The organism is Candidatus Megaera venefica (assembly GCF_034554655.1).
In the GTDB taxonomy this organism is placed as follows: Bacteria; Pseudomonadota; Alphaproteobacteria; order Rickettsiales; family Rickettsiaceae; genus Megaera_A; species Megaera_A venefica.
Map to the genome: position 1 here is coordinate 1 of NZ_JARJFB010000006.1, position 24,646 is coordinate 24,646.

General features: G+C 34.8%; 23 protein-coding genes and 1 pseudogene. 8 read left to right on the forward strand and 16 right to left on the reverse strand.

Features of this window, described 5'->3' with window-relative positions:
* Positions 1-202: 202 nt before the first annotated feature.
* The 3 genes from Megvenef_RS00800 to Megvenef_RS00810 all read right to left on the reverse strand — a co-directional run bounded on the left by Megvenef_RS00800 (position 203) and on the right by Megvenef_RS00810 (position 4,020).
* Positions 203-1,510: a DNA recombination protein RmuC gene (locus tag Megvenef_RS00800; protein WP_322776112.1), complete on the reverse strand. Its 1,308-nt coding sequence runs from the start codon at positions 1,508-1,510 to the stop codon at positions 203-205.
* A gap of 196 nt (positions 1,511-1,706) precedes the next feature.
* Positions 1,707-2,519, reverse strand: coding sequence for a division plane positioning ATPase MipZ (locus tag Megvenef_RS00805; protein WP_322776113.1), 813 nt, complete (start codon positions 2,517-2,519; stop codon positions 1,707-1,709).
* The gene (locus Megvenef_RS00810; protein ID WP_322776114.1) at positions 2,506-4,020 is read right to left on the reverse strand and encodes a leucyl aminopeptidase; all 1,515 of its coding nucleotides are present in this window, start codon (positions 4,018-4,020) and stop codon (positions 2,506-2,508) included. Before Megvenef_RS00810 ends, Megvenef_RS00805 begins: the two co-directional genes overlap by 14 nt.
* Before the next feature lie 243 nt (positions 4,021-4,263).
* Between Megvenef_RS00810 and Megvenef_RS00815 the strand changes: the two genes are divergently transcribed.
* Complete coding sequence (locus Megvenef_RS00815) at positions 4,264-4,692, forward strand: hypothetical protein (RefSeq protein ID WP_322776115.1); 429 nt, start codon at positions 4,264-4,266, stop codon at positions 4,690-4,692.
* Entirely contained in the window at positions 4,689-7,361 is a 2,673-nt protein-coding gene (locus Megvenef_RS00820) for a PD-(D/E)XK nuclease family protein (protein ID WP_322776116.1), read from the forward strand. The genes Megvenef_RS00815 and Megvenef_RS00820 overlap by 4 nt, the downstream gene beginning before the upstream one ends.
* 36 nt (positions 7,362-7,397) lie before the next feature.
* Here the strand turns inward: Megvenef_RS00820 and Megvenef_RS00825 are convergent, their stop codons facing one another.
* From Megvenef_RS00825 to rpmI, 8 genes and pseudogenes are all read right to left on the reverse strand, one after another.
* Positions 7,398-9,026, reverse strand: a complete 1,629-nt coding sequence (locus tag Megvenef_RS00825) for an ankyrin repeat domain-containing protein (protein WP_322776117.1) — start codon at positions 9,024-9,026, stop codon at positions 7,398-7,400.
* A 323-nt stretch (positions 9,027-9,349) separates the two neighbouring features.
* Positions 9,350-10,018, reverse strand: coding sequence for an ankyrin repeat domain-containing protein (locus Megvenef_RS00830; protein ID WP_322776118.1), 669 nt, complete (start codon positions 10,016-10,018; stop codon positions 9,350-9,352).
* Positions 10,019-10,396: 378 nt separating this feature from the next.
* Positions 10,397-10,648 (reverse strand): annotated as a pseudogene (locus tag Megvenef_RS00835) (DUF2610 domain-containing protein); the annotation flags it as partial.
* Positions 10,649-11,247: 599 nt separating this feature from the next.
* Positions 11,248-11,994 (reverse strand): inositol monophosphatase family protein, encoded by a 747-nt coding sequence (locus Megvenef_RS00840; RefSeq protein WP_322776119.1) that lies wholly within the window; start codon positions 11,992-11,994, stop codon positions 11,248-11,250.
* Positions 11,994-12,560: an elongation factor P gene (gene efp, locus Megvenef_RS00845; RefSeq protein ID WP_322776120.1), complete on the reverse strand. Its 567-nt coding sequence runs from the start codon at positions 12,558-12,560 to the stop codon at positions 11,994-11,996. Before efp ends, Megvenef_RS00840 begins: the two co-directional genes overlap by 1 nt.
* Before the next feature lie 4 nt (positions 12,561-12,564).
* Positions 12,565-13,476: a protein translocase subunit SecF gene (gene secF / locus Megvenef_RS00850; protein WP_322776121.1), complete on the reverse strand. Its 912-nt coding sequence runs from the start codon at positions 13,474-13,476 to the stop codon at positions 12,565-12,567.
* 985 nt (positions 13,477-14,461) lie between these two features.
* Positions 14,462-14,815 carry a 50S ribosomal protein L20 gene (rplT, locus tag Megvenef_RS00855; RefSeq protein WP_322776122.1) on the reverse strand — a complete coding sequence of 118 codons (354 nt, stop codon included), beginning with the start codon at positions 14,813-14,815 and terminating at the stop codon, positions 14,462-14,464.
* A gap of 17 nt (positions 14,816-14,832) precedes the next feature.
* A complete protein-coding gene (gene rpmI / locus Megvenef_RS00860; protein ID WP_322776123.1) occupies positions 14,833-15,036 on the reverse strand; it encodes a 50S ribosomal protein L35 in 204 nt (67 codons plus the stop codon).
* A 398-nt stretch (positions 15,037-15,434) separates the two neighbouring features.
* Between rpmI and Megvenef_RS00865 the strand changes: the two genes are divergently transcribed.
* On the forward strand, positions 15,435-15,578 hold the full coding sequence (locus tag Megvenef_RS00865; RefSeq protein ID WP_322776124.1) for an entericidin A/B family lipoprotein: 144 nt from the start codon (positions 15,435-15,437) through the stop codon (positions 15,576-15,578).
* 267 nt (positions 15,579-15,845) lie between these two features.
* A complete protein-coding gene (locus Megvenef_RS00870; RefSeq protein WP_322776125.1) occupies positions 15,846-16,988 on the forward strand; it encodes a DUF1207 domain-containing protein in 1,143 nt (380 codons plus the stop codon).
* Between the two features lie 17 nt (positions 16,989-17,005).
* On the opposite strand, the gene rsmI is transcribed toward Megvenef_RS00870, so the two are convergent.
* Positions 17,006-17,872 (reverse strand): 16S rRNA (cytidine(1402)-2'-O)-methyltransferase, encoded by an 867-nt coding sequence (rsmI, locus tag Megvenef_RS00875; protein WP_322776134.1) that lies wholly within the window; start codon positions 17,870-17,872, stop codon positions 17,006-17,008.
* A gap of 36 nt (positions 17,873-17,908) precedes the next feature.
* Here rsmI and Megvenef_RS00880 point away from each other — a divergent pair, with 36 nt between their 5' ends.
* Positions 17,909-19,039, forward strand: a complete 1,131-nt coding sequence (locus Megvenef_RS00880) for a penicillin-binding protein activator (RefSeq protein ID WP_322776126.1) — start codon at positions 17,909-17,911, stop codon at positions 19,037-19,039.
* A 76-nt stretch (positions 19,040-19,115) separates the two neighbouring features.
* Here Megvenef_RS00880 and Megvenef_RS00885 read toward each other — a convergent pair whose 3' ends face one another.
* From Megvenef_RS00885 to Megvenef_RS00900, 4 genes are all read right to left on the reverse strand, one after another.
* Positions 19,116-19,262: a hypothetical protein gene (locus tag Megvenef_RS00885; protein ID WP_322776127.1), complete on the reverse strand. Its 147-nt coding sequence runs from the start codon at positions 19,260-19,262 to the stop codon at positions 19,116-19,118.
* A gap of 1 nt (position 19,263) precedes the next feature.
* Entirely contained in the window at positions 19,264-20,451 is a 1,188-nt protein-coding gene (locus Megvenef_RS00890; protein WP_322776128.1) for a hypothetical protein, read from the reverse strand.
* Positions 20,452-20,634: 183 nt separating this feature from the next.
* A complete protein-coding gene (locus Megvenef_RS00895) occupies positions 20,635-21,279 on the reverse strand; it encodes a DUF5394 family protein (protein ID WP_322776129.1) in 645 nt (214 codons plus the stop codon).
* A gap of 6 nt (positions 21,280-21,285) precedes the next feature.
* Positions 21,286-21,615 carry a hypothetical protein gene (locus tag Megvenef_RS00900; protein ID WP_322776130.1) on the reverse strand — a complete coding sequence of 110 codons (330 nt, stop codon included), beginning with the start codon at positions 21,613-21,615 and terminating at the stop codon, positions 21,286-21,288.
* 143 nt (positions 21,616-21,758) lie between these two features.
* Between Megvenef_RS00900 and Megvenef_RS00905 the strand changes: the two genes are divergently transcribed.
* The 3 genes from Megvenef_RS00905 to Megvenef_RS00915 are packed head-to-tail and all read left to right on the forward strand — an operon-like array spanning position 21,759 to position 24,607.
* A complete protein-coding gene (locus Megvenef_RS00905) occupies positions 21,759-23,405 on the forward strand; it encodes a Mu transposase C-terminal domain-containing protein (protein WP_322776131.1) in 1,647 nt (548 codons plus the stop codon).
* Positions 23,406-23,408: 3 nt separating this feature from the next.
* The gene (locus tag Megvenef_RS00910) at positions 23,409-24,296 is read left to right on the forward strand and encodes a TniB family NTP-binding protein (protein WP_322776132.1); all 888 of its coding nucleotides are present in this window, start codon (positions 23,409-23,411) and stop codon (positions 24,294-24,296) included.
* Positions 24,296-24,607, forward strand: a complete 312-nt coding sequence (locus Megvenef_RS00915; RefSeq protein WP_322776133.1) for a hypothetical protein — start codon at positions 24,296-24,298, stop codon at positions 24,605-24,607. Before Megvenef_RS00910 ends, Megvenef_RS00915 begins: the two co-directional genes overlap by 1 nt.
* Positions 24,608-24,646 lie beyond the last annotated feature (39 nt).

A 24,646-nucleotide genomic window follows, 5' to 3' on the forward strand; every position in this document is an offset into this window, starting at 1 on the left:
CTAACAGGATCTTAAGACCGAGGAGATGATAGCGATGTTCAGAGGAAGATTTATTCTTAAAGGTTATTGTAGCTGTTGTTAACAGTTTTCGAACTCCACGATCAAAAAGCTCTAAAGTTACCCAGAACTAATTAGTAAGCTTCAGTTTTTGCAACCTAAGGTTATATACATAAGTTTGGTATAAAAACAAATTAAGTTTATTTCATGCAGTTTGATTATCAGGTAAATCAGTGGTTAACTCTTTTACTTCTATCTCTGCTTCCGTTTCAATTTCAATTAATTCAGATTTTGTAACAAATACTTGTATGCGCTGCAGAGATTCTTGATCTTTTTTAAGCCCACCGTCTATACCCATTTTATTAAGTTTTCTAGCCTTTGAAAGAAAATTACGATTAAACGAAGCAGCAAATTTGTCGTAATGAGTGACTGCACTGGAAATGCTATTACCTAGCTTCGAAGAATGCTCAGCCATAAGACCAACAGAGGACATAAGTTTCTTTATCTCTTCAATTATCTGCAAGTGGTTATGCATCATCATTTGCTCTGATATCTGGAATTTTGCAAATGACAACATGTTCATAAGTCCAGCTGGCCCTACAGGAAAAATATTAGCTTTCCAGGCCTTATTCATAAAATCGCTATCGGCATCTATCAACTTTTCAATCGCATGCTCAGATGGTAGAAACATCAAAGTAACTATGTTTGCCAGCGAATATCCTTTGTTCTCTATATTCTTCCTAACAACATCCGCATAGCTTTTACCAGACAACGACTTTAAATGATTATTCATTGTCCTAGCAAGGTTTTTTAGGTCATCCTGGTCTTCCACTAGGAACTTTGAAGCCTTTGCATCCACAACCATCAACTTATTACTTGGCAGAAAAACTACTGCATCTGGTCTAAAGGAGCTATGCTCTTCATCAACAGCGCTATATTGCATAATAAAATCCAGCCCTGTTCTAAGACCAGAAGCCTTTAGAATATTCTCTAGAGTAATTTCAGCAAGACTGCCAGCACCAGATGGAGATAGCAAAGAATTCTTTATTATATCCACAGTATCTTTAGACAAAGAAACTTCTTTACTAAGCGACCCAACCATACTAACTATTCTTTCAAACTCAGCGTTAAATCTAGATGATGTTTCTTTGATGCTTTTCTCTGAAAACTCTCTAGCTTCCTGATTTTCCTTTTTATGAATTTCGATTAATTGTTTTGATAGCTGGTTGCCTAGTTCAAAAAGTGCCGCTTTAGTTGCATCATTTGAATCAGCTTTTATTTTATTGAATTCATTAATTAAGCTCTCTTGATACTTTGTCTGCGATAATAATTGCTCTATTCTTTTGATATATTCGATCTTTTGGACTTCCAGTAAATTATTTTTATTCTGCTCCTCTTGAGATAGCTGCTTAAGAAAATCGAGTTGAATACTAAGTCGTGCATTTTTATAAAAAGAATAGACAAGTCCTAGACCCAAAATTGTAGCTACTATTATTAAAATATACAAAGTCATAATATGGTTTTATAAATTAGAGAGTTAAATCTTAAATCACGACTAGTTTGAGCCGGCATCTCCTTTTTACTTGCATGCTGAACTTGATTTGGTGAAACCATGCTGCCCTCTTGGCCCTAGACTATCTCATGAGCCAAGGACGCGGCCATAAGCCCAAGAAAGTTCAGAATAACTCTTTCAAGCAAAATTCCGATTTTTATTTGACACCTAAGCTATCCAAAAAATCCCGCAATTCCTGACGAGCTGCCACATGTGATAAGCTAAAAGATTTGTTGAAATTAGCTTTTTTCAAGTCAAGCAAAGTAAGTCCAAAAGGAAATAATTCTCTAAATATAACACGTTCACTAAAACCCGGCAAAACTCTGAAAGACACACGCTTGGCTAACTTTTCGAGCGCAGAAGAAACATTGCGCTTATTCTGGGCATCTATGTTACTAAGGCGATTTCGCACTACAATCCATTCAATTGATCCTTGATCTCTTGAAGCGCGCTCCATTTTTTGCTCCCAAAGCATTTGGCTATATATAGAAGGTTTCGAGACATCAAAATTATCTCCATTTATTTTTGCTATTACATCTAAGTCAACAAAACTATCATTAACTGGAGTAATAACCGTATCGGCGTATGAGTGAGCTATCCTTGATAAATTTGTATGACTTCCAGGTGTATCAATCACAATATAATCAGCATGGGTTTTTGCAGCACCAAACACTTGTTCGAATTGCAGCTTTTCTTGCCTATCCTTTTCTTCAATCGAATTATTAACTACTTCGTTTAGATGAAAATGCATTGGCATATCAACTTTATGATCTATATTTTGCTGATTATAACTCTCACGATTATTAATATAAGACGTGAGAGAATGTTGCCTGGAATCTACATCAATACTAGCAACATTATAACCTCTATCAAGTAAACCAATAATCAAATGCATTGAGCAAGTTGTTTTACCTGCACCACCTTTTTCATTACCAACAACAAAAATACGCGGATTTTTATTTTGACTCATAGTTATCCCATACAAACTTATTGAGTAACCTTACACCAAAACCTACTGCTCCTTTCGGGCATATTGGATTTTTACCAGCCTTATCCCAAGCAGTACCGGCAATATCAAGATGGGCCCATTTAACTCCATTTTTAATAAAGCGAGCGATAAAGTGAGCAGCTGTTGCACTTCCAGCCATACCTTTTTCGCTACCAAGATTTGCAACATCTGCAACAGAAGATTTTATCATATCATCATAATCTTTATGAAGCGGCATTCTCCACAATTTTTCATTAGTTTTAAGAGATGACTCAGTAAGCTTCTGAGCTAGCTCATCATCATTGGCAAATATTCCAGCATAAGTACGACCCAGCGAAACAACAATTGCTCCAGTCAATGTGGCAAGGTCAATCACGCAATCTGGTTCAAATTTTTCTTGCAAATAAGTAACACAATCACATAACACCAGCCTTCCTTCCGCATCAGTGTCTAACACCTCAGCTGTTTGACCAGACATGGTTTTTACCACATCTCCCGGTCTTTGTGCGCCGCCACCTGGCATATTCTCAACTAGACCAACTATACCTATAGCGTTAACTTTTGCACTACGCAAGGCAAGAGCTTTCATTACACCAACTACCGCAGCTGATCCACCCATATCATGCTTCATATCGCTCATACCAAGAGATGGTTTTATCGAAATACCCCCAGTATCAAACGTTACGCCTTTACCCACGAAACTGACTGGTTTTTGATCAGACGGCCCACCATTATATCTCATTACCACCAACTTAGATTCATTATGAGACCCTTGTCCAACACCAAGTAAAGCTCCCATTTCTAAATCTTTCATCTCTCTCTCTCCAAGAACTTCTATATCAATTCCAAGTGGTTCAAGTTTTTCTACGATCCGCTCGGCATAGCTTTCTGGATACAAGATATTTGGGACTTCACTAACCAAATCACGTGCGAAATAAACCGCCATAGCTACAGCCTTTAAAGGCTCAAAAGCATGGTAAGCAACCTCCACATCAGGGACAATTAGGTTAAAATCTTTTGTTACAAATTTTTCTTGCTGTGTTTTTTTAGTGAAATATTTATCAAATTTATATGCAGCAAGTAGTGCTCCACTTGCAAGAAGCGATGTGACTTGCTCTACACTAAAATTGCCGATTCGACCAGCTGCTTTAAATCCAACAGAAGAAGCTTTAAGGTCTTCGGCTTTAGAATATATCCGTCCACCCAGCTCTTCGATTTGATATTCAGAAACACTAGATTCGTTTCCTATCCCTATAATGATTAGGTGTTTGATTTTACCATCTTTATCCACAGCTGTTAAAGAAATAGCTTGCCCTGCTTTGCCTTCAAACCTATTCTTATCAATAATAGTCTTAGAAATAATTCCATGGTATTTTTGATCAATCGCCATTGTCTCATTATCTATTTTTAACTGATCATTGATTAAGACCGCTATAGCTTCATTTTCGTATAAATCCTTGCCTTCAAAAGAGATATTCAACATTTTTCCTCAAAAATTTTATTTAATTATTAATCACCATCTAAATTAGCCCTAGATTGGCGAAGTTGCAAGTATTTTAGCATGGTATATTGCTAAATATCGTAGGATAAATTGCTATATATTGATATGTTATATATAAAATTAAATAGTAACAATGCCATCTTGAGCTGGATTTGGGATCTTTGAGAGGCGGAGTCCAGCTCAGCATGGCAATAGGCTAACCCCATTTTACCAATATTATGATATATGAATCTTACCGAAATATACTTATTACTTTTCACTGATACCTTAGTAAGCAACCTTGCTATTAACCCGTCTTCGGAACTCGTTATTTATTCAATGAAAGTCTTTAATTCATATAATCCATACATAATTATCGCGGTTACCACGGTCTCATTTTCTATTGCCTCCTGTATAAATTACCTGCTTGGTATAATATGCCATAAAATATTAGCACCCCTCGCAAGTGAGGAAGCGTCATCGTCACAAAATAAAATTGAACAAATTCGTCGTTCCAACTATTTATTTTTATTTTTAGTACTTAGCGCAGTACCTTTTTTTGGTAAGTTTATTATAGTGTTTGCTGGGTTTTGTAGAATTAATTTAAGCCTAACCCTTGCTATAGCAGTTTTTGTAAAGATTGTTTATTATAGCTATTTTATGTTATTTCAATGACAGCTTTTCAATCCAGTTCTAAATTTACATTTCTTGAAAACGTAGCTCAAATAGCTATAAATAATTCAGCTAATGATTTCACTAAGCTTAAAATTCTCTTGCCAACAGGCCTTGCATGCAGCGAATTGCAAAAAATCTTAGTAACTAAGCTTGGTACTTGTATACTGCCAAAAATCATTCCCATTAGTGAACTAGTTGCTGAAAGTGAAGAGATTTTCAAAATACCATCAGAACAAATTGGCAGCATAAGTCGCCTTGAAGAAAAAATCACTCTGGCTAGCACTATTAGCGAGTACAAAACATTAGGTTATAATTTAGTACAAAGCCTTCGCCTTAGTCCGTCTTTAGCAAATCTGTTTTTTGAACTAGAAGCAAATGATATAAAACTTGAAGAAATAAAACAATTACCAATTCTTGATCAACCTGAGCATTGGCATAAAATACACGATTTCCTTTCTTTTGCTTTTGGTAATTGGCAAATAAAAATTCAATCTATGAAAAAAATGACTCGTGCATCATACCAAAAGTTGATGTTTGACTCTGAAATTCAAAGGTTGAGTAAAGATAAATCAGAAATTCTTATCCTTGCCGGTATAGTTAGTAATAATTTGATGACTTCTGAATTTATAAAAACCGCACTCAGGCTAGACAATTGTCTGTTTATAGCCCAGCCAGAATTTGATCTAAACACTCTCACCAATAATAGACTTTTTTCAAAACTCGCTACCAAAGAGCAAATGCTAGGAGCCCACGGAGCGCAAGACCAGAGCGTACTTAATGTACGTGAGGATCTGAGTACCGTAGCGACAAAGCAGATGCCTTTGGTAGTAGAGTTAAAGTACGTTGAGTTTGAAAACATTGCCCATGAAGCTGAATATATAGCCCTCAGATGCGCATCTGAATTGAGCCAAACTCCAACAAGTAGAATTGCATTAATTACTCATAATCAATATTCTAAAGAGCAATACCAGCTATTTTTAGAAAAATATTCATTAGGGTATAAAGACCAATTTGGTGACAATATCTTCAACCAACATTCTATATCTTTAATATTAATTGTTGCCGAACTTTTATGCAGCGATTTTGATTTAAAAAGGTTTTTTACCTTCCTCGCACATCCAATGATTAATTCAATTCATTCACAAAAATTAAAAAATATAATCAGAAAAAATAATAAGTTTGCGTCTAATTTAGAAACCATTTTATCTATTTTAGAAATTCATGGAGGGCAAGAATTATTAAAGTATTTTAGGACTATTACTAATGCACTTGCTTTTCGCACTAGGTCAAATCAATTTAATTTGGTATTTAAAAATGTAATCAAAGTAGTTGAAAAACTTGTACCTACAATTTGGCAAAATAGCCAGGGTACTATATCCTTAATTAGCGAAATTGTTAGGCTAAAACATACTTTAGAAATTAATAATATAGGTGATTTTCCAGAGATCTTGCGTCAAATTATTGATGGAGGCAGATTATTCCCACCAAATCATGAACAACAAATTATCATCTGCCAGCCTAGTTCCTCAGGATTTATCAACTATGATCTAACGATAATAACAGACCTAAACGAAGGTAATTATCCAAATATCGCGCAAAACAATCCTTGGCTTAGCAAAAAAATGCAAATAATGCTTGGTTTAGATAAAAGACAAATTAACTTCGATAAAGCCTTGTACGATTTTTATATGAACATTCAAAATCGACAAGTACTTATTACTAGAGCAAAAAAACAAGGCACAAACAAACTAACCCTCCCTTCACCATTTATTCTAAATCTAAAACATATTTTGGGTAAAGATTTAGAAACAATAGTGGCAAAACCAGTTTTTGATCAATACGAGCCAATATTGCCAGAAATAAGTGCAAAAAGCGAAAGCTTTCCAGATACATTATATGCCACCGATATTGAAACTTTAATTAGGTCCCCTTATAATTTCTATGCTAAAAAAATACTCAAATTACGCAAAATTGATGAAATAGACGAACGTCCTAATTTAGCTGAATTTGGTAATTTCTTTCACCTAGTTGTCGAACAATATACAAAACATTATAATTCCCAAAATGTTAATAAATCTCTACAGGTTATATCTATTGCAGAATCTATACTTGCAGACAGTACCATTCCAGACTATAGCAAAAAGTTATGGAAAATAAAGATCACGGCTCTTGCTGATGAACTTATTAAATTTGATGAAGATAGACGTGAAAGTGCTATTAAAATTTATAGCGAAATTGAAGGGCATACCACTCTAAACATAAAGGGAAAAAATATTACACTAAAAGCTATTGCCGATAGAGTAGAACTTGACCAGGACGGTACATTGGCAATTATTGATTTTAAAACAGGATCCGTGCCCACCAAAAAAGATGTTTTATCAGGCTTATCACCACAACTTCTTATTGAGGCAATTATAGCGTGCGAAGGAGGATTTCCTCTTGGGTCAGAATTATCATTTAAAAACGGAGTAGTTATAATTTATGTAAAAATTGGGAGTTCTAGCCCCTATATTTCATTAACAGAAATCACTCTTTCACTTAATGAAATAGCTAAGCACAAAGCTGGACTCTCTAATCTACTTGGACACTATATAGATACTCTTGAGTTTCCAGCAAAACCGAATTTAATGAAATATGATGATTATTCTCATTTAGCAAGAAGAAATTAACATTTATTCTTCTTGCTAAACTATTTTTAGAATCTATTAGAAATCATCTGATGGATCTATTGGAAGTTTACCACTAACTTCTATATCATCATCACCTGCAACAGAAACAGGATCACTAAGACCATCTGCTAACTCTTCTGTTTTTTCTTCTATACCATCTACTTGATTAATCAAGCCAAGTGCTTGCATATATTTTCCAAGTTCTATGGTAAGGGATTGAGAATCAAGAGACAGCATTTCTTTCCATTTGATATTTTTACATATTATTATAAAAGTATCCATTTCTTCATCGTGGCCTAATTGATCTCTACCTTCAACTAAAGCTTCTTTTATCTGAACCAAATGCTTATAATCTCCCGGTAATTTCTTAGCAAAAAATGATAGCCTTGCATAATATATTTTCTGATTTATATCACCTTCAGCCTCAGATAAATTTCCAGTTAATGCTAGGGAGTCTGCGCTCTTGACTGCAAGCATTAAATCGACTGATTCTGGATCAATTGATACTCCAGCAATTAATCTCATACCCTCTATATCAAATTCGCTTACATCTGCTCCGTGCGCTACTAACACATAAAACATTTCGCTCATATTTTCCCTGGACTGCATAACCATCATTAGAGGATTTTCACCATTCTTAGCTGGTAAATTTGGATTACCACCGTTTTCCATCAATAAATTTAATATATTAAAACTTCCGGAAAGAATCGCTTTGTGAACTGCATTAAACCCATCTGGACCTATCTCGTTCGAATCTGCACCTTGTGTAATTAGCATGCAAAGTGCAACTACATTGCTTGTTCCAATCTTTTGGATAGGAGTAAAACCATCACTATCTTTTCTATTAATTTCATAACCAGCTTGAGATAATGCTACCATCATCTTAATATATTCGGGACCGCCTTGCATCGCTGCAGCTGCGAATAAATTAGAAGTATATTTATCCTTATCTAAGACTCTTATATCTTTCACATAAGAAACAACAGACTCTATATCACAAGCCTCAAATGCTTTACCAATGTCAACTGGTCTAGGAACATTATGATGAGACTGAGCAGCCTTAGAAATATGAATTATTGGACTTGAATCATTATCATCAGACTCAAAAGCTTTGGAAATATGAATTATTGGAGTGGTATCATCTATACTTAGATATTTATCTAATATTTCACCTGCACCGCCATCAACTGCAGACGCAACTTTTTCAACTAACTCCGCCTGCACTGCAAGCTTTGTAAGAATTGCTGCACCATGGCTCTTAATTATTCCTTTCAACTGAGATACATCTGCTCCATTAACAATTAAAGCGCTGGTCAACTCGGGAGCTAAAGTTTTATGACGAATTGCATACATCCATGGAGCTAATCCATCAACTGGCAGCTCTGAACTTGCTTCCATCTGAAGTAGAAGGTTCAATGCTTCAACTTGACCATTTTTTATAGATATAGTTATCGGAGTTACTGCTCTATTTTCTGGTGTATCTATTGTTGTATACATATTTAGATCAGCGCCTAAACGTATTAAACCTTTAATAAGTTCTAGACCGCCCGATCCTGCAACGTAATGAATGGGAGCAAACCCATGTTGATCAGCTTCATTTACATTTATTTCATTCACCGTGTTCAGTAAATCATTTAAATCCCAACTTGGTTTATTTTTTGCCATTTTTTACCTATATTAAGTATTAATTTAATTCCCGCGAATGTCGGGCATATGTTGTAACAAATTTCTTTATTTATATCAAGCTCAAAAGTTTTACGCTGGAATCTGCAACTTTAGCAGCCCCTAAATTTAGCTTAATTACTATATTTATTTGCATAAATTTCAATCTACGCTAATTCGAGATAAGTTTTATGCAAAATTAAGTAATAATATATTAGTAAGATGGGTGATGTTAAAAAAGTAATTGATACAATGTGTTGTGATGATAAGAGATAAAACAATTAAACTTGATTGCTCTCTTGCCAAATTACCCCTTTCGAAATGGTCTAAAAACTATCTGATGAATCTTCTAAAAATTTACCACTAAGCCATAAATCATAAGTTTCTTTACTAGTAAAATCACTAAAAATACCTATAAATTCATCCGTTTCTTTTTCTATTTTTTCTTTCTTGTTTTCGTTGCCGATAACACTAATATCATCCCTACCTAAATATTCTTCTAATATTTGATCTGCATTACCATTAACTGCAGAAACAATCTTTTCAATTAGCTCCTCTTGTACCTCAAGAATTGTAAGCATTGCTGCACCAAGTTTCTCTATTATTTCCTTCAATTGAGATATATCTGCCCCATTAACAATCAAAGCACTCGTCAACTCAGGAGCTAGAGTCTTATGGCGAATTGCATACATCAATGGAGCTGAATCATCAACTTTTAGCTCTGACTTCGCTCCCAGCGTAAGTAGCTGATTCAACGCTTTAACTTGACCATTTTTTATGGCAGCTATGATCGGCGTCAGAGATTTGCTCTCTGCAGTTTCTGTCGTATAGAGATTTAGATCAGCAGCTAAACTTACTAAACCTTTAATAAACTTTATTTCACCAAAGCCAGCCGCATAATGTATTGGAGCCCAACCGTGCGAATCTCTTGCATTCACATTTTCTTCACTTACAGTAATCATTAAGATATCTAAACTACAATTAACTTTTGTCATTTTATTCTATAATTAATTTTTAAGAAAAATTACTCTAACGTTTTTTGACAAAATATAATCGACCATGCGTCTGCCTTCATGTTGAACTTAGTTTAAGCATCTCCTTCCGCTGCCTAAGGTCTGACCGAAGGCAAAGTAAGCCCCATAAATTCTTGATTAGTTAGTTTTCTTCTCTTCTGTTGATTCTTCTTCTGTTGATTCTTCTTCTGTTGATTCTTCTTCTGTTAATTCTTCTTCTGTTAATTCTTCTTCTGTTGATTCTTCTTCTGTTGATTCTCCTGGGAACCCTTGCGCTATTTCTTCTTGACCAGGAACCTCTGCAACCATTTCCTCACCATCCTGTGGTTCTTCGACAAAAGACTCTTCTTGAATATTGCCTTCTTCTTGAACACTGCTTTCTTCTTGAACACCCTCAAGTTCCGACTGTTGTTTCTCAGTTCCGAGAGCATAAACACACAAATCTTCAAGTGCTACGCCATTTTTCTCCGCTAATTCTTGGAGCTGCGTAACCGCTTCCATTACTTCGCCAGGTATCATTCCACCACGAGCTTTAGACAACCAATCGGCCTGAAAGTGAAGTGGATGATGTCCTTTTTCTGGTTTGCCTATGAATATTGCAAATGGAGACATCTGCCCACCAAAATCGCAATTTATTGTAAATTTTTTGGTCACTTAATTACATCCCCGATTTTAAACGTCTAATTAGATTATAATACTAATTAAAAATAGAAAATGAAAAAGAATTATATAAATAGCCTATATTTTATATAACTTTCAGTTTTAAATCAGACACTTGGCTAGTCATAGATATTATATTAAATACAGAGGCATTTTGTGCAAACACGATGGCGAAAAGCCTATATACAAATAGGCGAACAGCAAGTACCAAGCTACCCAGAAACGACCAATTTATATTGTATGAACAATGGATAAGATAAATACAACCCCTTTTAAGCACTGGTTACAATTGGTCTATAGCATTAGAAGTGACATGAGGTTACGTGTGTCTTCTTTATACCAAAGAAAGTCATACAGAGCTTGATTCAGGATCTAGAGCAACCGAAGGAAAATCCTGAATCAAATTCGGAATGACAAGCCCAGCCCAGAGATGGACTATCGTTCTAATTTTACTCAAAATATTCACTTCTTACATCAAACTGAGGTTAATACATCAAGAGTACGACAAACAACACAACGCACATAATCCAAAGTGCACAAGACTCTATAGATTAAGCAATATGTTTTATTTTATCATGAAGTTTAGAATTAGAAGCGACAATTTTTCCACCTTTTTTATGAAAAACACCCCCGGCTTCAGCTATAAAAAGCTCAATACCCATTAGAGATATATCACCAGGCTCAATAATAATCACATCTATCTTTCCTGATACTAAAAGTGCTAGTGAGTATGTGTATGATTCAAAGATTCTTAAATTACTAAATGTATCAGGGTTATCTTTTAGAAAATTAAAACTTGTAGAAACTATAGCATCTTCGATATTTTCAGTGCCAGATACTCTAACGCGCGTTGCACCTGGAAAGTTAAAAGAATGACGTTCAAGCCATACCCCCTTACCTTTTTCTGTAAAATATATTTCTCCGAGAATCGGGAAATTAATAACAGATTTTTCAGTAATAAGTTGACCATTTTTGTTGGATATTATAGTCACCATAATCCCAAAAAATGGGAGCGACCTTGTCAGATTTGTAAACCCATCAAGCACTTCAACCAATGCCGCCTTACCAACAAATTGAGATTTTGCTATTTCCTTGCTATCAAAAATGATTGTATGAAAATATTTACCTAGCCTTTCTTGTAAAGTCTGGAGCATCTTTACACATGATTTTTGGCCAAAGCTTGAAGCACTGGCGCTCTTAGTAGAGGATTGTAAGTTTTCTAACTCAAAATAATCTCTAAGTAGGAATTTTGATGCTTGCCTTGTAGCATCAACAACTAACCCGACTTCTCCATCCATTATTTTGACCTTTCAACAAAAGTCAAATCTTCTGTTTTAACAATTATTTTTTCTCCAGTCACAAGATACGGCGGAACCATCACACGTAATCCATTCGTCAATATGGCTGGCTTATATGAAGACGTAACCGTCGAACCTTTGATCACAGGATCGGTTTGTTCTACCTCTACTATTACAGTTTGAGGCAACCTTATGTTCAACGCTTTATCCTGGTAGAATTCAACAGTAACTACCATACCATCAGTAAGAAACGGAAACTTATCACCAAGCATTTCTTTGTCAAGCATCAGCTGCTCAAATGACTCGGGATCCATCAACACCAACTTTGTATCTTCCATATACAAGAATTGCATTTCTTTAAATTCAAGGAATGCTCTTTCAACATTTTCCACCGAACTGAATCTTTGATTAAGCTTATTACCAGTACGCAGGTTCTTCATCTCTACTTGAACATATGCCCCACCTTTCCCAGGTTTAGTATGTTCAGGAGTTTTGGCTACCATCCACAACTCCCCTTCATAATCAAGTATATTACCGGCTTTAATATCGTTTGCAGAAATTCTCATAAAATTACTCTTTAAAGTTTTTTAAATTAAATAGAGTTAGAATTGGCGCTGAAATAAATATAGAAGAACATGTACCAACAAATATTCCAAAAAACACCAATATACTAAAGCTTTTTATGGCTTCACCACCAAGTAGTATTAATGCTAAGTTTGCAAGCAATGTAGTTAGTACTGTAATTGTGGTTCTAGACAGAGTTTCATTTATACTCGTGTTGATTATCTCATCTATCCCTTTTCTATTAAATTTGCGCAAGTTGTCCCTAATTCTGTCATATATAACAACTGAATCATTCACCGAATATCCTATTATCGTTAGGATTGCTGCAATTGTACTCAAATTAAAATCATATTTGGTAACGCTCATAAAGCCCAAACTGATTATTACATCATGAACTAATGCAATTAATACACCAACACCAAATTGCCACTCAAATCTGACCCAGATATAAAGCATAATTGCTATAAAAGATAGAACCATTGCCATTACCCCAGACATAATCATTTGTTGCCCTACTTGTGGACCGACAAAGTCAACCTTGCGGTAATCAAATGTATAAGAAAAATTCTCTTCAAGAGCTTTTTTTATGAGCGCAATATTTCCCATCAAATTTTCTTCGCTGCTTACACCAACTCTAATAGACAAATCACGAGAAGTACCAAAATTTTGCAAAACTACTTCACCGATACCTATTGCTCCTAAGACTTCTCTCATCTTCGTAAGATCTGGCTCCTCGCTAGCACGAACTTCCATACTAATCCCGCCAACAAAATCTATTCCAAAATTGAACTTAAATATGCTAATCCAGCAAATACTAAACGCTATCAAAAATATTGACAGCCCATAAGTCACCTTATTCATAGCCAAAAAATTGATTTTGGGAGATTCTGGTATAAATCTAAGTGGAAATAACTGCATACCTAAACTATTGCTAACATAAAATCAAAATTGATGTTCGCCATTCTACATTAGGACTAATAACAAATCCAGAAAAATAATCTGCAGCACCGTAAAGTTAAGTAAAATAAGGCCTAGAAAGCCTCCTTATCACTGAATTTAAGCAACAATAATTCTTAGGTAGTTTTTTCAAATTAGCTTAGCTACTACGAATGCAGTTCCAATATCTTCTTCTACAATTTCTGATAAATTGGAAGTTATAAAAACCGCTAAAAACGTATATGTAGAAAAATCAGGAACTACTAAGACCCAAGGAACTAGGTCAACCTAGGTTTATTCTTTGCTAGGTTACCCAAACGCACAAAAAACTACAGCTAATATACATAATAATGAATTGGAGAAAAGCATAGTTGTAATGGGAGAAAAAACTAATGATAATTGGATGAATGGATAGAAATTAACGACTGATTTTGTTATATAAGTACAAATCTACGTCTTCATAAACTTTCAACAATCCCGAGCAGTTAATCTAATACTAGCCAATAATATTACCTTTTGGAAATAGGCATATTATTTTGGTGATTTAATCTTCGTGGGGTTTAAACTCCGCAAATAAAAAGCTAGCTAAATTTGCTTATGGGTTTTTACTTGGTTTCTAAGCATCAAAATCAAAGCATATTATAGAGTGTCATCATCAAGTTGCGTATTTACTTTTTGCAATCTGCTAAGGCCTTACTTAAACCTGAACTAATGGATTATAACGCTTAGCTTGTTTCAGCATTATCATCCATTAGTCATCCCGGACTTGATCCGGGATCTTTTTCTGTTTCATAAAATTCTGGGCCGAAGGCATGCGAAGCCCAATAAATTCAGGATGACTTATCAGCCTTGGATGACTGGTGTTTACTCTTGATAACTTTACAAATCGTCCCTTCAACAAAAATCCTACATAAGAAAACTTATGAAAAGGTATGTTTTTGCAAAGCTAACTTATTTTCACAGAAAACTAACTAGCTTTTTTGACCTGCTCTACGATTTGAGCAAAACCTTCAGGATTATTTACAGCTAGCTCCGCTAACATCTTGCGATCAATTTCAATTGCAGCTTTCTTCATTCCACCCATGAAGGTAGAGTAAACCATACCGTGCTCACGCACAGCAGCATTTATTCTTTGAACCCATAGACCCCTAAAATCGCGTTTGCGATTTCTTCTGTCACGGTAAGCATATTGCAACGCTTTTTCAACTTTTTCAATTGCTACTCTGAAGCAGTTATTAGCTCTGCCTCTATAGCCTTTAGCCATTTTGATTATTTTCTTATGGCGATTTTTAGATACTAAACCTGATTTTGCACGTGTCATATTACATCCCTCCTAATTTAATTACTGTTTGGGAGGAATATTTTCTTCAGTCTTTTTGCATCTGGATTGCAAAGAACTTCAGTTCCTCTTAAGTTGCGAAGTTGGGCTTTAGTACGACGTCTCATAAAGTGCTGTTTACCCGCCTGACCAGCCTTTACTTTACCAGTAGCGGTTAGCTTGAAGCGTTTTTTAGCACCAGAGTGAGTTTTCATTTTAGGCATAAAAATCCTCTATCAAATATGGTATTTACAAAGATTTTACACTACATTTTCTATCAATCATAAAAAGGCTGTGTAAAGTAAGCAAATTAGGCATACCACGGGCCACGTTGCTTTAAATTCAACAAGATTATATATAGGACAAGACTTTTTGCAAGTCATTTTTTACACTATCTAGCAGACTAATAGCTATATAATCAATTGGTATATTATAAAAAGGAAGGAAAATCACCTTCCTAAAAAGTTAGGAATTGCAAACCAGATGATGCGAAAGTTATGTTTTGGCTGAGATAAAATGTAACAACTAGTAATGTTCTTTCATTTATGGTAAAGTAGATTTCAGTTAAAGGAATAATTGCATTAGATATTCCTCCTTAGTTAAATATTGGAAAAAATTTATTATGAATAAAAAAAATATATTTATTTTCTTAGGATTAAGCGCCTTATTTTTGACAGCTTGCAATACAATGGAAGGCATGGGACGAGATATTAAAGCGGGGGGGAGAAATCTTGAAAAGTCCGCAAAAGAGAACAAACCTAATTAAGAAAATTGACCCCATCTTTTGTTAATATAGTACTTGGTAGGCTTATCAAGTACTATATATAGGTTTATCAATATTACCACTATAAATACTCAGCCGCGCTTACGCGCTTAGCTTAATAAAAAGGAGATTACGTTGTAATTTTCTTTTTTTAAGAGCTGGTCTCACCTAATTTTTTTGATTCGATATCTTTTTACTGGACAAGTCTACATTCTATATTGTATCCCTCTGTTATATTTTTAAAAAATAATAAAGTTCGTGAATTATTAAATGAAAAAATTTTTTGTAGTTATTTTATTGGCAGTTATTAACTGCTATGCATTAGGATCTAAAGCATCGTCTTCAGATGATTATTTATCTGGTTATATTCAAAGTACATTTATTCATATCTATTACTTGCCTAGTGATTCTGTGATAGTTAAAAATGGCATAGTCTATATTAATGAAGATAAATTAGGCCATTATAATGGAGAACAAATATTGCAAAAGGTAAGACAAAGTACTGTAGGCTTGCAGACCCATATTAAAGATATAAAATTAGTTAAAGGCAATAGTAGTGAAGATTTACCGCTAACGAAAAAGAAAACAATCAAAGAGTCTGTTTTTACTCAAAAAGCTACTTCCCAAACTCCAGTCACTGACGGGTTAATGCCTAACCATAGCTTATTTCAGCCCTTAATAGCAGACCCAAAATGGCCACGTTTTACTCTTGCTTATCAATATGATTTAAAAAGAAGCGTTTTACGACGTCATGCATTTGCACCAAACTTTGGCGCTAGCTTTTCTCTTTACCGAATAGCTGATATAGAGAAGGATCAAGAATGGGAATTAAGCATGCAGGCTGGCTTATTTGGACTTATGGATATTGGCAGAACTCCCAGCGCCTTAATAAATGCGGATTATTTTGTGGGCGTGCCTATTTCTTATCGCACTGGAGCATTCACAGCTTTATTACGTCCTTACCATATAAGCACTCATTTAGGGGATGAATTTATGTTAACGCCCGAAGGAAAAGCTATACAACGGATTAATCTAAGCTACGAAGGTATAGATTTAATTTTATCTTATAATATCAATTCTTTCCGAGTATATGGAGGCGGAGGTTACTTAGTTCACAAAGAGCCTAGTTATATAAAGCCCCTAAAAATACAAATAGGAACTGAATATTATTCGGATTACACATTTATGGAGGGAAGATTAAGACCTGTATCCGGAATAGATATAAAGGCTGATCAGAATGGATCATGGTTTCCAGGAGTATCTGTAAAAACAGGAGTTCAAATTGAAAATTCGGCTCTTATTAGTAATAAGATGCAAGTTATGCTAGAGTTTTATTCTGGCAGGTCAATGCATGGGCAATTTTATAGAGATAAAATACAAACCGTTGGTATAGCTCTGCATGCATTCTTGTAATAGGATACAATAATTGATCATCGCTGACTTATAGCACATCTATCAAAATCTGCTTTTATCTCATTAGTCATTTTATATATATCTTTACGGCTAAAGCATTCGCTATACTCAGCAAACATTTTATCCGATACTGACTTTGCACTTAACCCCTCAGCAATCAAGCTAAGTATATCCGCACGTAATTTATCAACTGATACTGCCCCAAACTCTTCACCATATATACTAAGAACTATTTCTCCTTTTGGCGGGAACAATTTATAATGATCAATCAATTCTGATAAACTTGCCGTATTAGACTCCTGATATAACTTCGTAATTTCTCTTGCTACATTAGCCTTTCTATTACCTAACACTTCCAATGCTATTTCCAGAGTAGTAACCAACCTCAGAGCTGTCTCATAAAAAATAAGGGTACATTGCATGTTTGATAATGAATTAAATGTTTTTAATTTTCCTTCTCTAGTTTTGGGCAAAAAACCAGCGAAGTAAAATTTATCGGTGGGCAAGCCAGAAAGAGTAAGAGCAGCAATTGCAGCGCATGGACCAGGAATAACATCTACATATAAACCAGAACTCTTTAAATCCCGAACGAGTTTATATCCTGGATCTGAAATCAATGGAGTCCCAGCATCCGAAATGAGGCTGATTATTTTTCCTTCCTCGATAAGCTTCTTTATGTTATTTCTTGATGAGATATCACTATTGTCGTTGTAAACTTTTAATGAAGCCTTTATTTGATGTTTCACTAGTAATTTATTTGATACTCTGGTATCTTCACAAAAAATGATATCAGAACTTTTTAGTACATCTAATGCACGCAAAGTTATGTCATTCAAGTTCCCTATTGGAGTAGAAACAATATATAGTCCTGGTTTTAAATTCACTAAACAACCCGTCTTCATAGATTTGGAGAATTATTTATGAGTAATATAAAACAAAAATTCTTAAAGTTCATCATTTCTTTTGCTTGTATAGTTTTAATAAGCGCTTGTAGCCAGACAGACAAACCTTCTGCAAGAAAAAATATAGCAGGCCAAAAAGGCATAGATGTAGCCATAGTATTACCTTTGTCCGGTCCTGAAGCGGCGCTGGGGAAGGAGTATGCCCAAATGATTAAACTCGGCCTTTCTGATGGAGCAAAAACAAAGATACGTGTTACAACTTACGATTCTTCAAATCCAGAAACTCTCAGCAAATCTCTAGATAAAATCCTTGAAGATGGTGTTGACATAATCATTGGACCAGTTTATTCGGAAGAAACAAAAGCCGTTGCAGAAAAGGTTAAGGGCAAGGGAACGATTGTCATATCGCTTTCAAATAATCCCGTTCTTGCTGATAAGCAAACCTATGTATTTGGCCATGCTCCTATGAGGCAACTAGAGCAAATTACAAATTATTTCTTAGAGAAAAAACATCAAAATTATATCACCCTACTTCCAGCAGGTAGATACTCTAATACAATAAGTAAAATACTTAAAGATATGATTACTTCAAAAGGAGCTGCTCTTGCTAGACTTGAATTCTACGGTACTACACCAGAAGATTTAGAAAAATCTTTACGTTTAGTGTCAGATACTGTCGATACTTTAAATGAAAATGATTATGAGCTTACAAGACCTGTAATCCTACTTGCCGACGATCAATCAGCACTTGAGACGCTTCTCAAACATGCTCAGAAATTTAGTTTAGATAAAAAGGCTATTCTTGCTGGAGACAGCAGAATTGATCTTAATTTTTCAGAACCAATTACAACAACATTTACCGGTTCACTAAACATAGTAAATTTTGACTTACCAGCTCGCTCGGCGCAACTTGGTATTAAGCATATTTCGTTCATCCACACCCTTGCTTATGATGCAGGCCGACTAGTAGGAAATTCTATTGGATCAAACTATAGTAAAACTAAATTTGTCGAGCAGCTGAATTCAGCAGAACCGTTCCATGGCGCATCAGGGGCTATTGGCTTTGTTGATTCCATTGCTCAACGTAAATACGATATAATTAAGAAAGAAAACGGCCAATATAAGTCGGTTTCAAATGAAGGTAATTAAAAACCAGCTCTATCTAAAGGAACGTAAGGTACTAGAATGCTTGAGCTTGCGTAAGTTAATGCACTTACAGGTAACGTCATCCTGAACTTGATTCAGTATCTTCTTCTGTCTCGCGAGATCCTGAATCAAGTTCAGGATGACTTTTACAAGAATGTGTGTTTTTACAGCAAAAAAAGTGGCGAAATAGCGCTTGTTTCTTATCTAAAATTAATGTTAATGACATATTAACGCATACGTTCTCCCCCACTCTTGCTTTTATTACGCCCCTTGTTCATATTAGGCGTAAGAGGTGGTGATATTTGGGAACGTTGCTTACGGTGGGGAATAGACTGGCGAGAAGAAGCGGGAGAGTGTAGCTCAGCTTGATTAGATTGTTTATTAACACGCGAATCGTAAACACTTTTTACCATAACTCCAGCCATAATAGTTCCGGCAACAGCTGTTCCTATTGGCCATACCGCAGCTAGAAGAACTACACCTATTGCTTTCCATGGGTTTTTTTTAATTTTATGCCAAAGTTCAGCTCCTGCCGATTTGTTGATGCTTTTTGCATTATTTTTGGATTGTGAAGTGAGTAATACTGGTTGTTCTGTATTTTTCTTTCCTTTTATAGAAGTTTTTAAAGGGACGTTTATAGGAACTGGCCGCTCTAAAGGGACATCTAATTGTGTTGGCACGGGAATTGGCTTGGGACTAATCAGTTCTGTTTTTTCTCTTTCTTCTTTAGTTGCAATTTTTTTAGCAGGTAGCTGCTGTTTTATGGGAGTGGTTTCCTTAATTTGGATAGTTTTAGGTTTTAATACAATGTCTGGTACTGTCTCTCTGATGCCTTGAGCAATATTACTGAGAACGGTTTGTATAGCATCGGTCATCTCTTTCACTGACTCAGGCGCTAAACTATTAGCCGCAATACCCGTGCCAATGTTAACTTGGCTTAAATTCCCTTGCTTATCGAAGGTAGCTGGTACAATAAATACTGCATCAGGATTTTTTGCAGCTGTATCGTAAAGATCTTCTAGGCTTTGTTTAAAAGATTCACTAAGTGGAGCAGCGCCATATTTAGTTGTTACTACACCAACTGCATATTCATTATATTCTTTATGTGCTCTACCATTCAGCACGGAGGCTTGATTTGCAGAACCAGTTCTAATACTTCGGCTGTTAGCTTTTTGTTTATCTACATCATTTTCACCAAAAACCCAGAATATTTTCTTATTGCCTTTTGCTTTGTTATTTTTTTCGATATCATCAAGAAACTTTGAATTTGCCCACGGCCCCGTATATATTACCTTAGGCGGCGTTTTACTAGCTAATTTTGGTAATATATCTTTTGTAACATCGGTTCTTGCGCCACTTGCACCAGATCCGAGAACATAATCAACTTTGGCATTTTTACTTGATGTTTTGCTCATATGATTAATTTACTAGAATTTTCTTTATTACAGATAATAATTAAACTTAGGAATATAGCCTTTTTCATTCATAATCTTAATCATCTTTGCATAAAAGGGCTATAGGACACTGTTACAAAGCTAAGTAAATTCAGTATGACAATACTACAACAACATCTTGAAGTCTTAGTGAGAACTTAGGGGTCAGCGACCTATTCCACCACTTTTACTCATTGACAAAGCTTGGTGTTTTATACGCTCAACTTTTGCTTCTCCATACTGCTTAAGATCAGATTCTTTACCACCTTCGTACCTACTAGCAAGCTGTTCTCCACCTTGCATTAAGTTTTTTCTGTAATTATCTTCTTTAGTCTCTCCAGCAATTCTTTTAGGATTCATGATTTTATACACTTCATAAACCGCAAAGTTTTTCATAATACGTTTTAGATTTTTTTTAGCCTCAATATTCAATATGCTTTCTTTGCCTTTTTTGCTAACCGTGCCTAGATTTGGATCAATTTCTTCTCCTATAACTCTATTAAACTTTCCAGCAAATTTATTAATATCTTCAGTTATTTTTTTCTCTAGCTCATCAATTTTATTAACATCAATGCCTGATTTCTTTTTTGCTTTCAAATAATTTCTTATTAGCAAAATGATTTTTACCTGGATTTCATTTAAATCTGTTATCTCATCAAAAATTTTCTCTACAGCTTTTCCCAAGTCTTCGTCCTGCCCAATCTCCTCAAAGAGATTTTCTAACTCAGACTCGGGCTTTACTTTAGCTGAAGCGCTTAATTTCTCTATCGCCCCTTCAGTTTTAACAAACTTATCTTCAACAGGCTTCATTCTTCTCTACCTTCCTCTGTTTTCTCCAACACTTATGTTTATTTCGGCTTCTTTGACAAGGTTCTTTACGCCGGACTCTATAATGGTTTTTTTAGCTATTTCTTGAGTAGCTGAAATTTTTTGAGCAGCATTTGCTATTTTCTCCATGTTTTCTTTAGTAAACACTTCTGGATTACCAACATCTACTATTCTCGATATTCTTTCTTTATCTCCATCAATAACTGCAGAGTAAAGCTCATTTAGCTGTTGTTTTGCCGGAAGTTTGTCTAGTTTTTTACTCATTTGCTCATCAAGTGCTTCTTCCTCTCCTTCAATACCACCACTGTCATTTTTCAAAGCTGAGTTCAGCAGATTGTGTTTAAAACCTTATAAATCCATTCTAAAATTATCAAAGTTGAGTTCAATTTTATCATAGACAAGTTCAATATATCGTGATTTAATCAAAGTTAAGTTCAATATATGTAAAAACTCAGATAAATATGGATGATATTTCCAAGATCAATGACAAAATTTGGAATATAGGTAAGCAACGTGCTGAGATTATAGAACCTCTTGCTAAAAGCGCTATTTGTTCAAGAAAAATGATATTAGAAGCGGCAAACAAGCTTGAATTATCTACGCGCTACGTATATAGACTAATTCACAGTTATCGCCAATCACATGGCTTAATGACCTCTATTATTCCTCAAAAACCTAATGGTGGTAAAGGAAGATCAAGATTATCTAAGCAACAAGAAGAACTTATTAATCAGGTAATTGATAAATTTTATCTTACTTCTCAAAAACTTAGTCCAGCAAAAATTGTAGAAGAAATAAGGAAACAATCTCTTGAAAAACAAATTAAGTTTTCATCGGAAATAACTATACGTAGGCGTCTTGGCTCTCTTGCACTGGCTCAATTGCAAAAACGTGATGAAAGTAATAGTAAATCAATAGAGCCTATCACGGGAAATTTCCCAAAAGTTGATTATCCATTAGATGTGGTACAGATTGATCATACTTTAGTTGATGTTATAATTGTTGATCCTATTGAAAGATTACCTATTGGCAGACCTTATGTTACTTTTGCTATTGATATTTATAGCAGATGCATTGCTGGTTTCATTTTATCACTTGAAGCTCCTTCTGCTGTATCTGTTGGGTTGTGTTTGACACATATTGCTATGGATAAAGCTCCTTGGCTTGCTATGCTTGAAATTAATGCAGTATGGCCTATTCATGGCAAACCAAATATCATTCATGTTGATAATGGTTCAGATTTCCATAGTAAGGCTCTAACACGTGGTTGTTTGCAACATGGTATCAAAATAGAATATAGGCCTATAGGGAAACCGCATTATGGTGGCATTATAGAGCGTGTTATCGGTACCATGATGAAATTAGTTCATACTTTACCTGGCACTACTTTCTCTAATATCAAAGAAAGAGGTGATTACACATCTGAAAATAAAGCTTGTCTGACGCTTGGTGAGCTTGAGAAATGGTTGATTATAGCAATTACTAAATATTATCACTTACGCTTACATACTGGAATTTCTCAAACGCCGCTAAAGCTCTATGAATCAGGTCTATTAGCGATGAAACAACATGGTAAGAAATTATCCTATATAAACGATAAAAAAGCATTTCTAATCGATTTTTTACCTATAATTTATCGTTCTTTGAGAAAGGATGGCTTTATGCTAGACCATATAGTTTATTACAGTAATGCTCTTCGTCCGTTTATAGCAAATAGAGATAAATATGGTAAGTTCTTGATCCGACGTGATCCTAGAGATTTAAGTAGAATTTATGTTTATTTAGAAGAAGAGAAAAGTTATTTAGAAATCCCATATCGTAGCTTATCACACCCTGCTATTAGTTTATTTGAGCATCGTCTTGCTTTAAAGAAGCTTAAAACTATAGGCAAAGAGCAGGTTAATGAAAATAGCTTATTTAAGGCAATAGATGAAATGCGTCATATAGTTAAAACCTCAGTTTCTCAAACACGTGCCATGAGAAAGAATAGAACGCGTATACAAGAAAATGCTAAAATACAGCCAAAAGCAATATTTATAACAAAGTTTGATAAAGAAAATATTGATGAAAAGAATACGGAAGCATTTGATAGTATTGAGGTGTGGTAAATAATGGATCATCTTTTACCTCATATTCACCAGATTGTAACTTTATCAAAAGAACAAAGAACTATAGCGCTCCAGAATGAGTATTGGATAGGATATACCAGAGCCCAAGAAGCATTGAGTAGGATGGAAGAGCTATTAAATTATCCTAAAAAAATAAGAATGCCTAATATGCTACTCATTAGTCCTACCAATAACGGTAAAAGCATGATTGTAGAAAAATTTAGACGCAAGCATTTACCCTATACCTCAGAAAATGAAGACCATGAAGTAATTCCTGTTTTAACAGTACAAATGCCGTCTAATCCTTCTGTACGAAGATTTTATTCCACGATGCTTGATGCACTAGGTGCTCCTATCGCTTATAGCACTACTGCTCAATATGAAAGTATAGCGATAAAGCTAATGAAAGTTACTGAAGTAAAAATACTTATTGTAGACGAGTTACATAATTTATTGGCTGGAAATAATAATGTACAAAGAGAGTTTTTGAATGTTCTAAGATTTATTGGCAATACAATGAAGATACCAATAGTAGGAGTAGGTATTAAGGATGCATATTTAGCTATCAGAAGTGATGATCAGTTAGAAAATAGGTTTGAACCTTTTATATTACCATTATGGAAAAACGATAATGAATTTAGCAAATTATTAAAAAGTATTGCAATGGTTTTACCATTGCAAAAACCTTCATCATTATTAGATTCAGAAGTACGTTCAATAATTTTATCCAGAAGCGAAGGTACTATTGGTGAAATTATGACATTACTAACTAGGGCTGCATGCGAGGCTATTATTTCTGGTCAAGAATTTATTGACCAAGCAATTTTAGAGAGAACTAAATATAATTCTCCTAGTGAACGTCGCAGGCTTTATGAGAGTATGATCAATTAATGAATAAGAGATGGCCATTACATCCAAAACCAAATGATAATCAATTATTGTGTGATTGGATTAAGGATTTAGCAAAAGTTTATGAAATTAGTTATCCCAATTTTTGTAAGAGGGTATTAATGTTAACGAGTGATGAAATTTCTGATTTACGTACTTCTGTTCCAGAAAGGGTTTTGACTATTTTAGCAAATGCAACGGGCATAGCAATTGATGAGTTAGAAGGAAGAGATCTGAATTCAAGATATAGAGAATGGAAAAAAGAATATGAAGAGATGGCGGCAAGAGAAAACCCAGAAATAATTTGTTTATAATAGTCCAATAAAGGTAGAAAAGTATTTTTAGACGCTTAT

Bases quoted from the DNA above. Each gene is read 5' to 3' on its own strand.
- efp (WP_322776120.1), bottom strand. From the start codon at position 12,560: ATGAGAATTTCTGCAAACGATATTAAAGCCGGTAATATACTTGATTAT.
- Megvenef_RS00820 (WP_322776116.1), top strand. From the start codon at position 4,689: ATGACAGCTTTTCAATCCAGTTCTAAATTTACATTTCTTGAAAACGTA.
- Megvenef_RS00880 (WP_322776126.1), top strand. From the start codon at position 17,909: ATGAGTAATATAAAACAAAAATTCTTAAAGTTCATCATTTCTTTTGCT.
- rplT (WP_322776122.1), bottom strand. From the start codon at position 14,815: ATGACACGTGCAAAATCAGGTTTAGTATCTAAAAATCGCCATAAGAAA.
- Megvenef_RS00885 (WP_322776127.1), bottom strand. From the start codon at position 19,262: ATGTCATTAACATTAATTTTAGATAAGAAACAAGCGCTATTTCGCCAC.
- Megvenef_RS00810 (WP_322776114.1), bottom strand. From the start codon at position 4,020: ATGTTGAATATCTCTTTTGAAGGCAAGGATTTATACGAAAATGAAGCT.
- Megvenef_RS00870 (WP_322776125.1), top strand. From the start codon at position 15,846: ATGAAAAAATTTTTTGTAGTTATTTTATTGGCAGTTATTAACTGCTAT.
- Megvenef_RS00915 (WP_322776133.1), top strand. From the start codon at position 24,296: ATGAATAAGAGATGGCCATTACATCCAAAACCAAATGATAATCAATTA.
- Megvenef_RS00865 (WP_322776124.1), top strand. From the start codon at position 15,435: ATGAATAAAAAAAATATATTTATTTTCTTAGGATTAAGCGCCTTATTT.
- secF (WP_322776121.1), bottom strand. From the start codon at position 13,476: ATGCAGTTATTTCCACTTAGATTTATACCAGAATCTCCCAAAATCAAT.
- Megvenef_RS00905 (WP_322776131.1), top strand. From the start codon at position 21,759: ATGGATGATATTTCCAAGATCAATGACAAAATTTGGAATATAGGTAAG.
- Megvenef_RS00800 (WP_322776112.1), bottom strand. From the start codon at position 1,510: ATGACTTTGTATATTTTAATAATAGTAGCTACAATTTTGGGTCTAGGA.
- Megvenef_RS00910 (WP_322776132.1), top strand. From the start codon at position 23,409: ATGGATCATCTTTTACCTCATATTCACCAGATTGTAACTTTATCAAAA.
- Megvenef_RS00895 (WP_322776129.1), bottom strand. From the start codon at position 21,279: ATGAAGCCTGTTGAAGATAAGTTTGTTAAAACTGAAGGGGCGATAGAG.
- rpmI (WP_322776123.1), bottom strand. From the start codon at position 15,036: ATGCCTAAAATGAAAACTCACTCTGGTGCTAAAAAACGCTTCAAGCTA.
- Megvenef_RS00830 (WP_322776118.1), bottom strand. From the start codon at position 10,018: ATGACAAAAGTTAATTGTAGTTTAGATATCTTAATGATTACTGTAAGT.
- Megvenef_RS00815 (WP_322776115.1), top strand. From the start codon at position 4,264: ATGAATCTTACCGAAATATACTTATTACTTTTCACTGATACCTTAGTA.
- Megvenef_RS00890 (WP_322776128.1), bottom strand. From the start codon at position 20,451: ATGAGCAAAACATCAAGTAAAAATGCCAAAGTTGATTATGTTCTCGGA.
- Megvenef_RS00825 (WP_322776117.1), bottom strand. From the start codon at position 9,026: ATGGCAAAAAATAAACCAAGTTGGGATTTAAATGATTTACTGAACACG.
- Megvenef_RS00840 (WP_322776119.1), bottom strand. From the start codon at position 11,994: ATGGATGGAGAAGTCGGGTTAGTTGTTGATGCTACAAGGCAAGCATCA.
- Megvenef_RS00805 (WP_322776113.1), bottom strand. From the start codon at position 2,519: ATGAGTCAAAATAAAAATCCGCGTATTTTTGTTGTTGGTAATGAAAAA.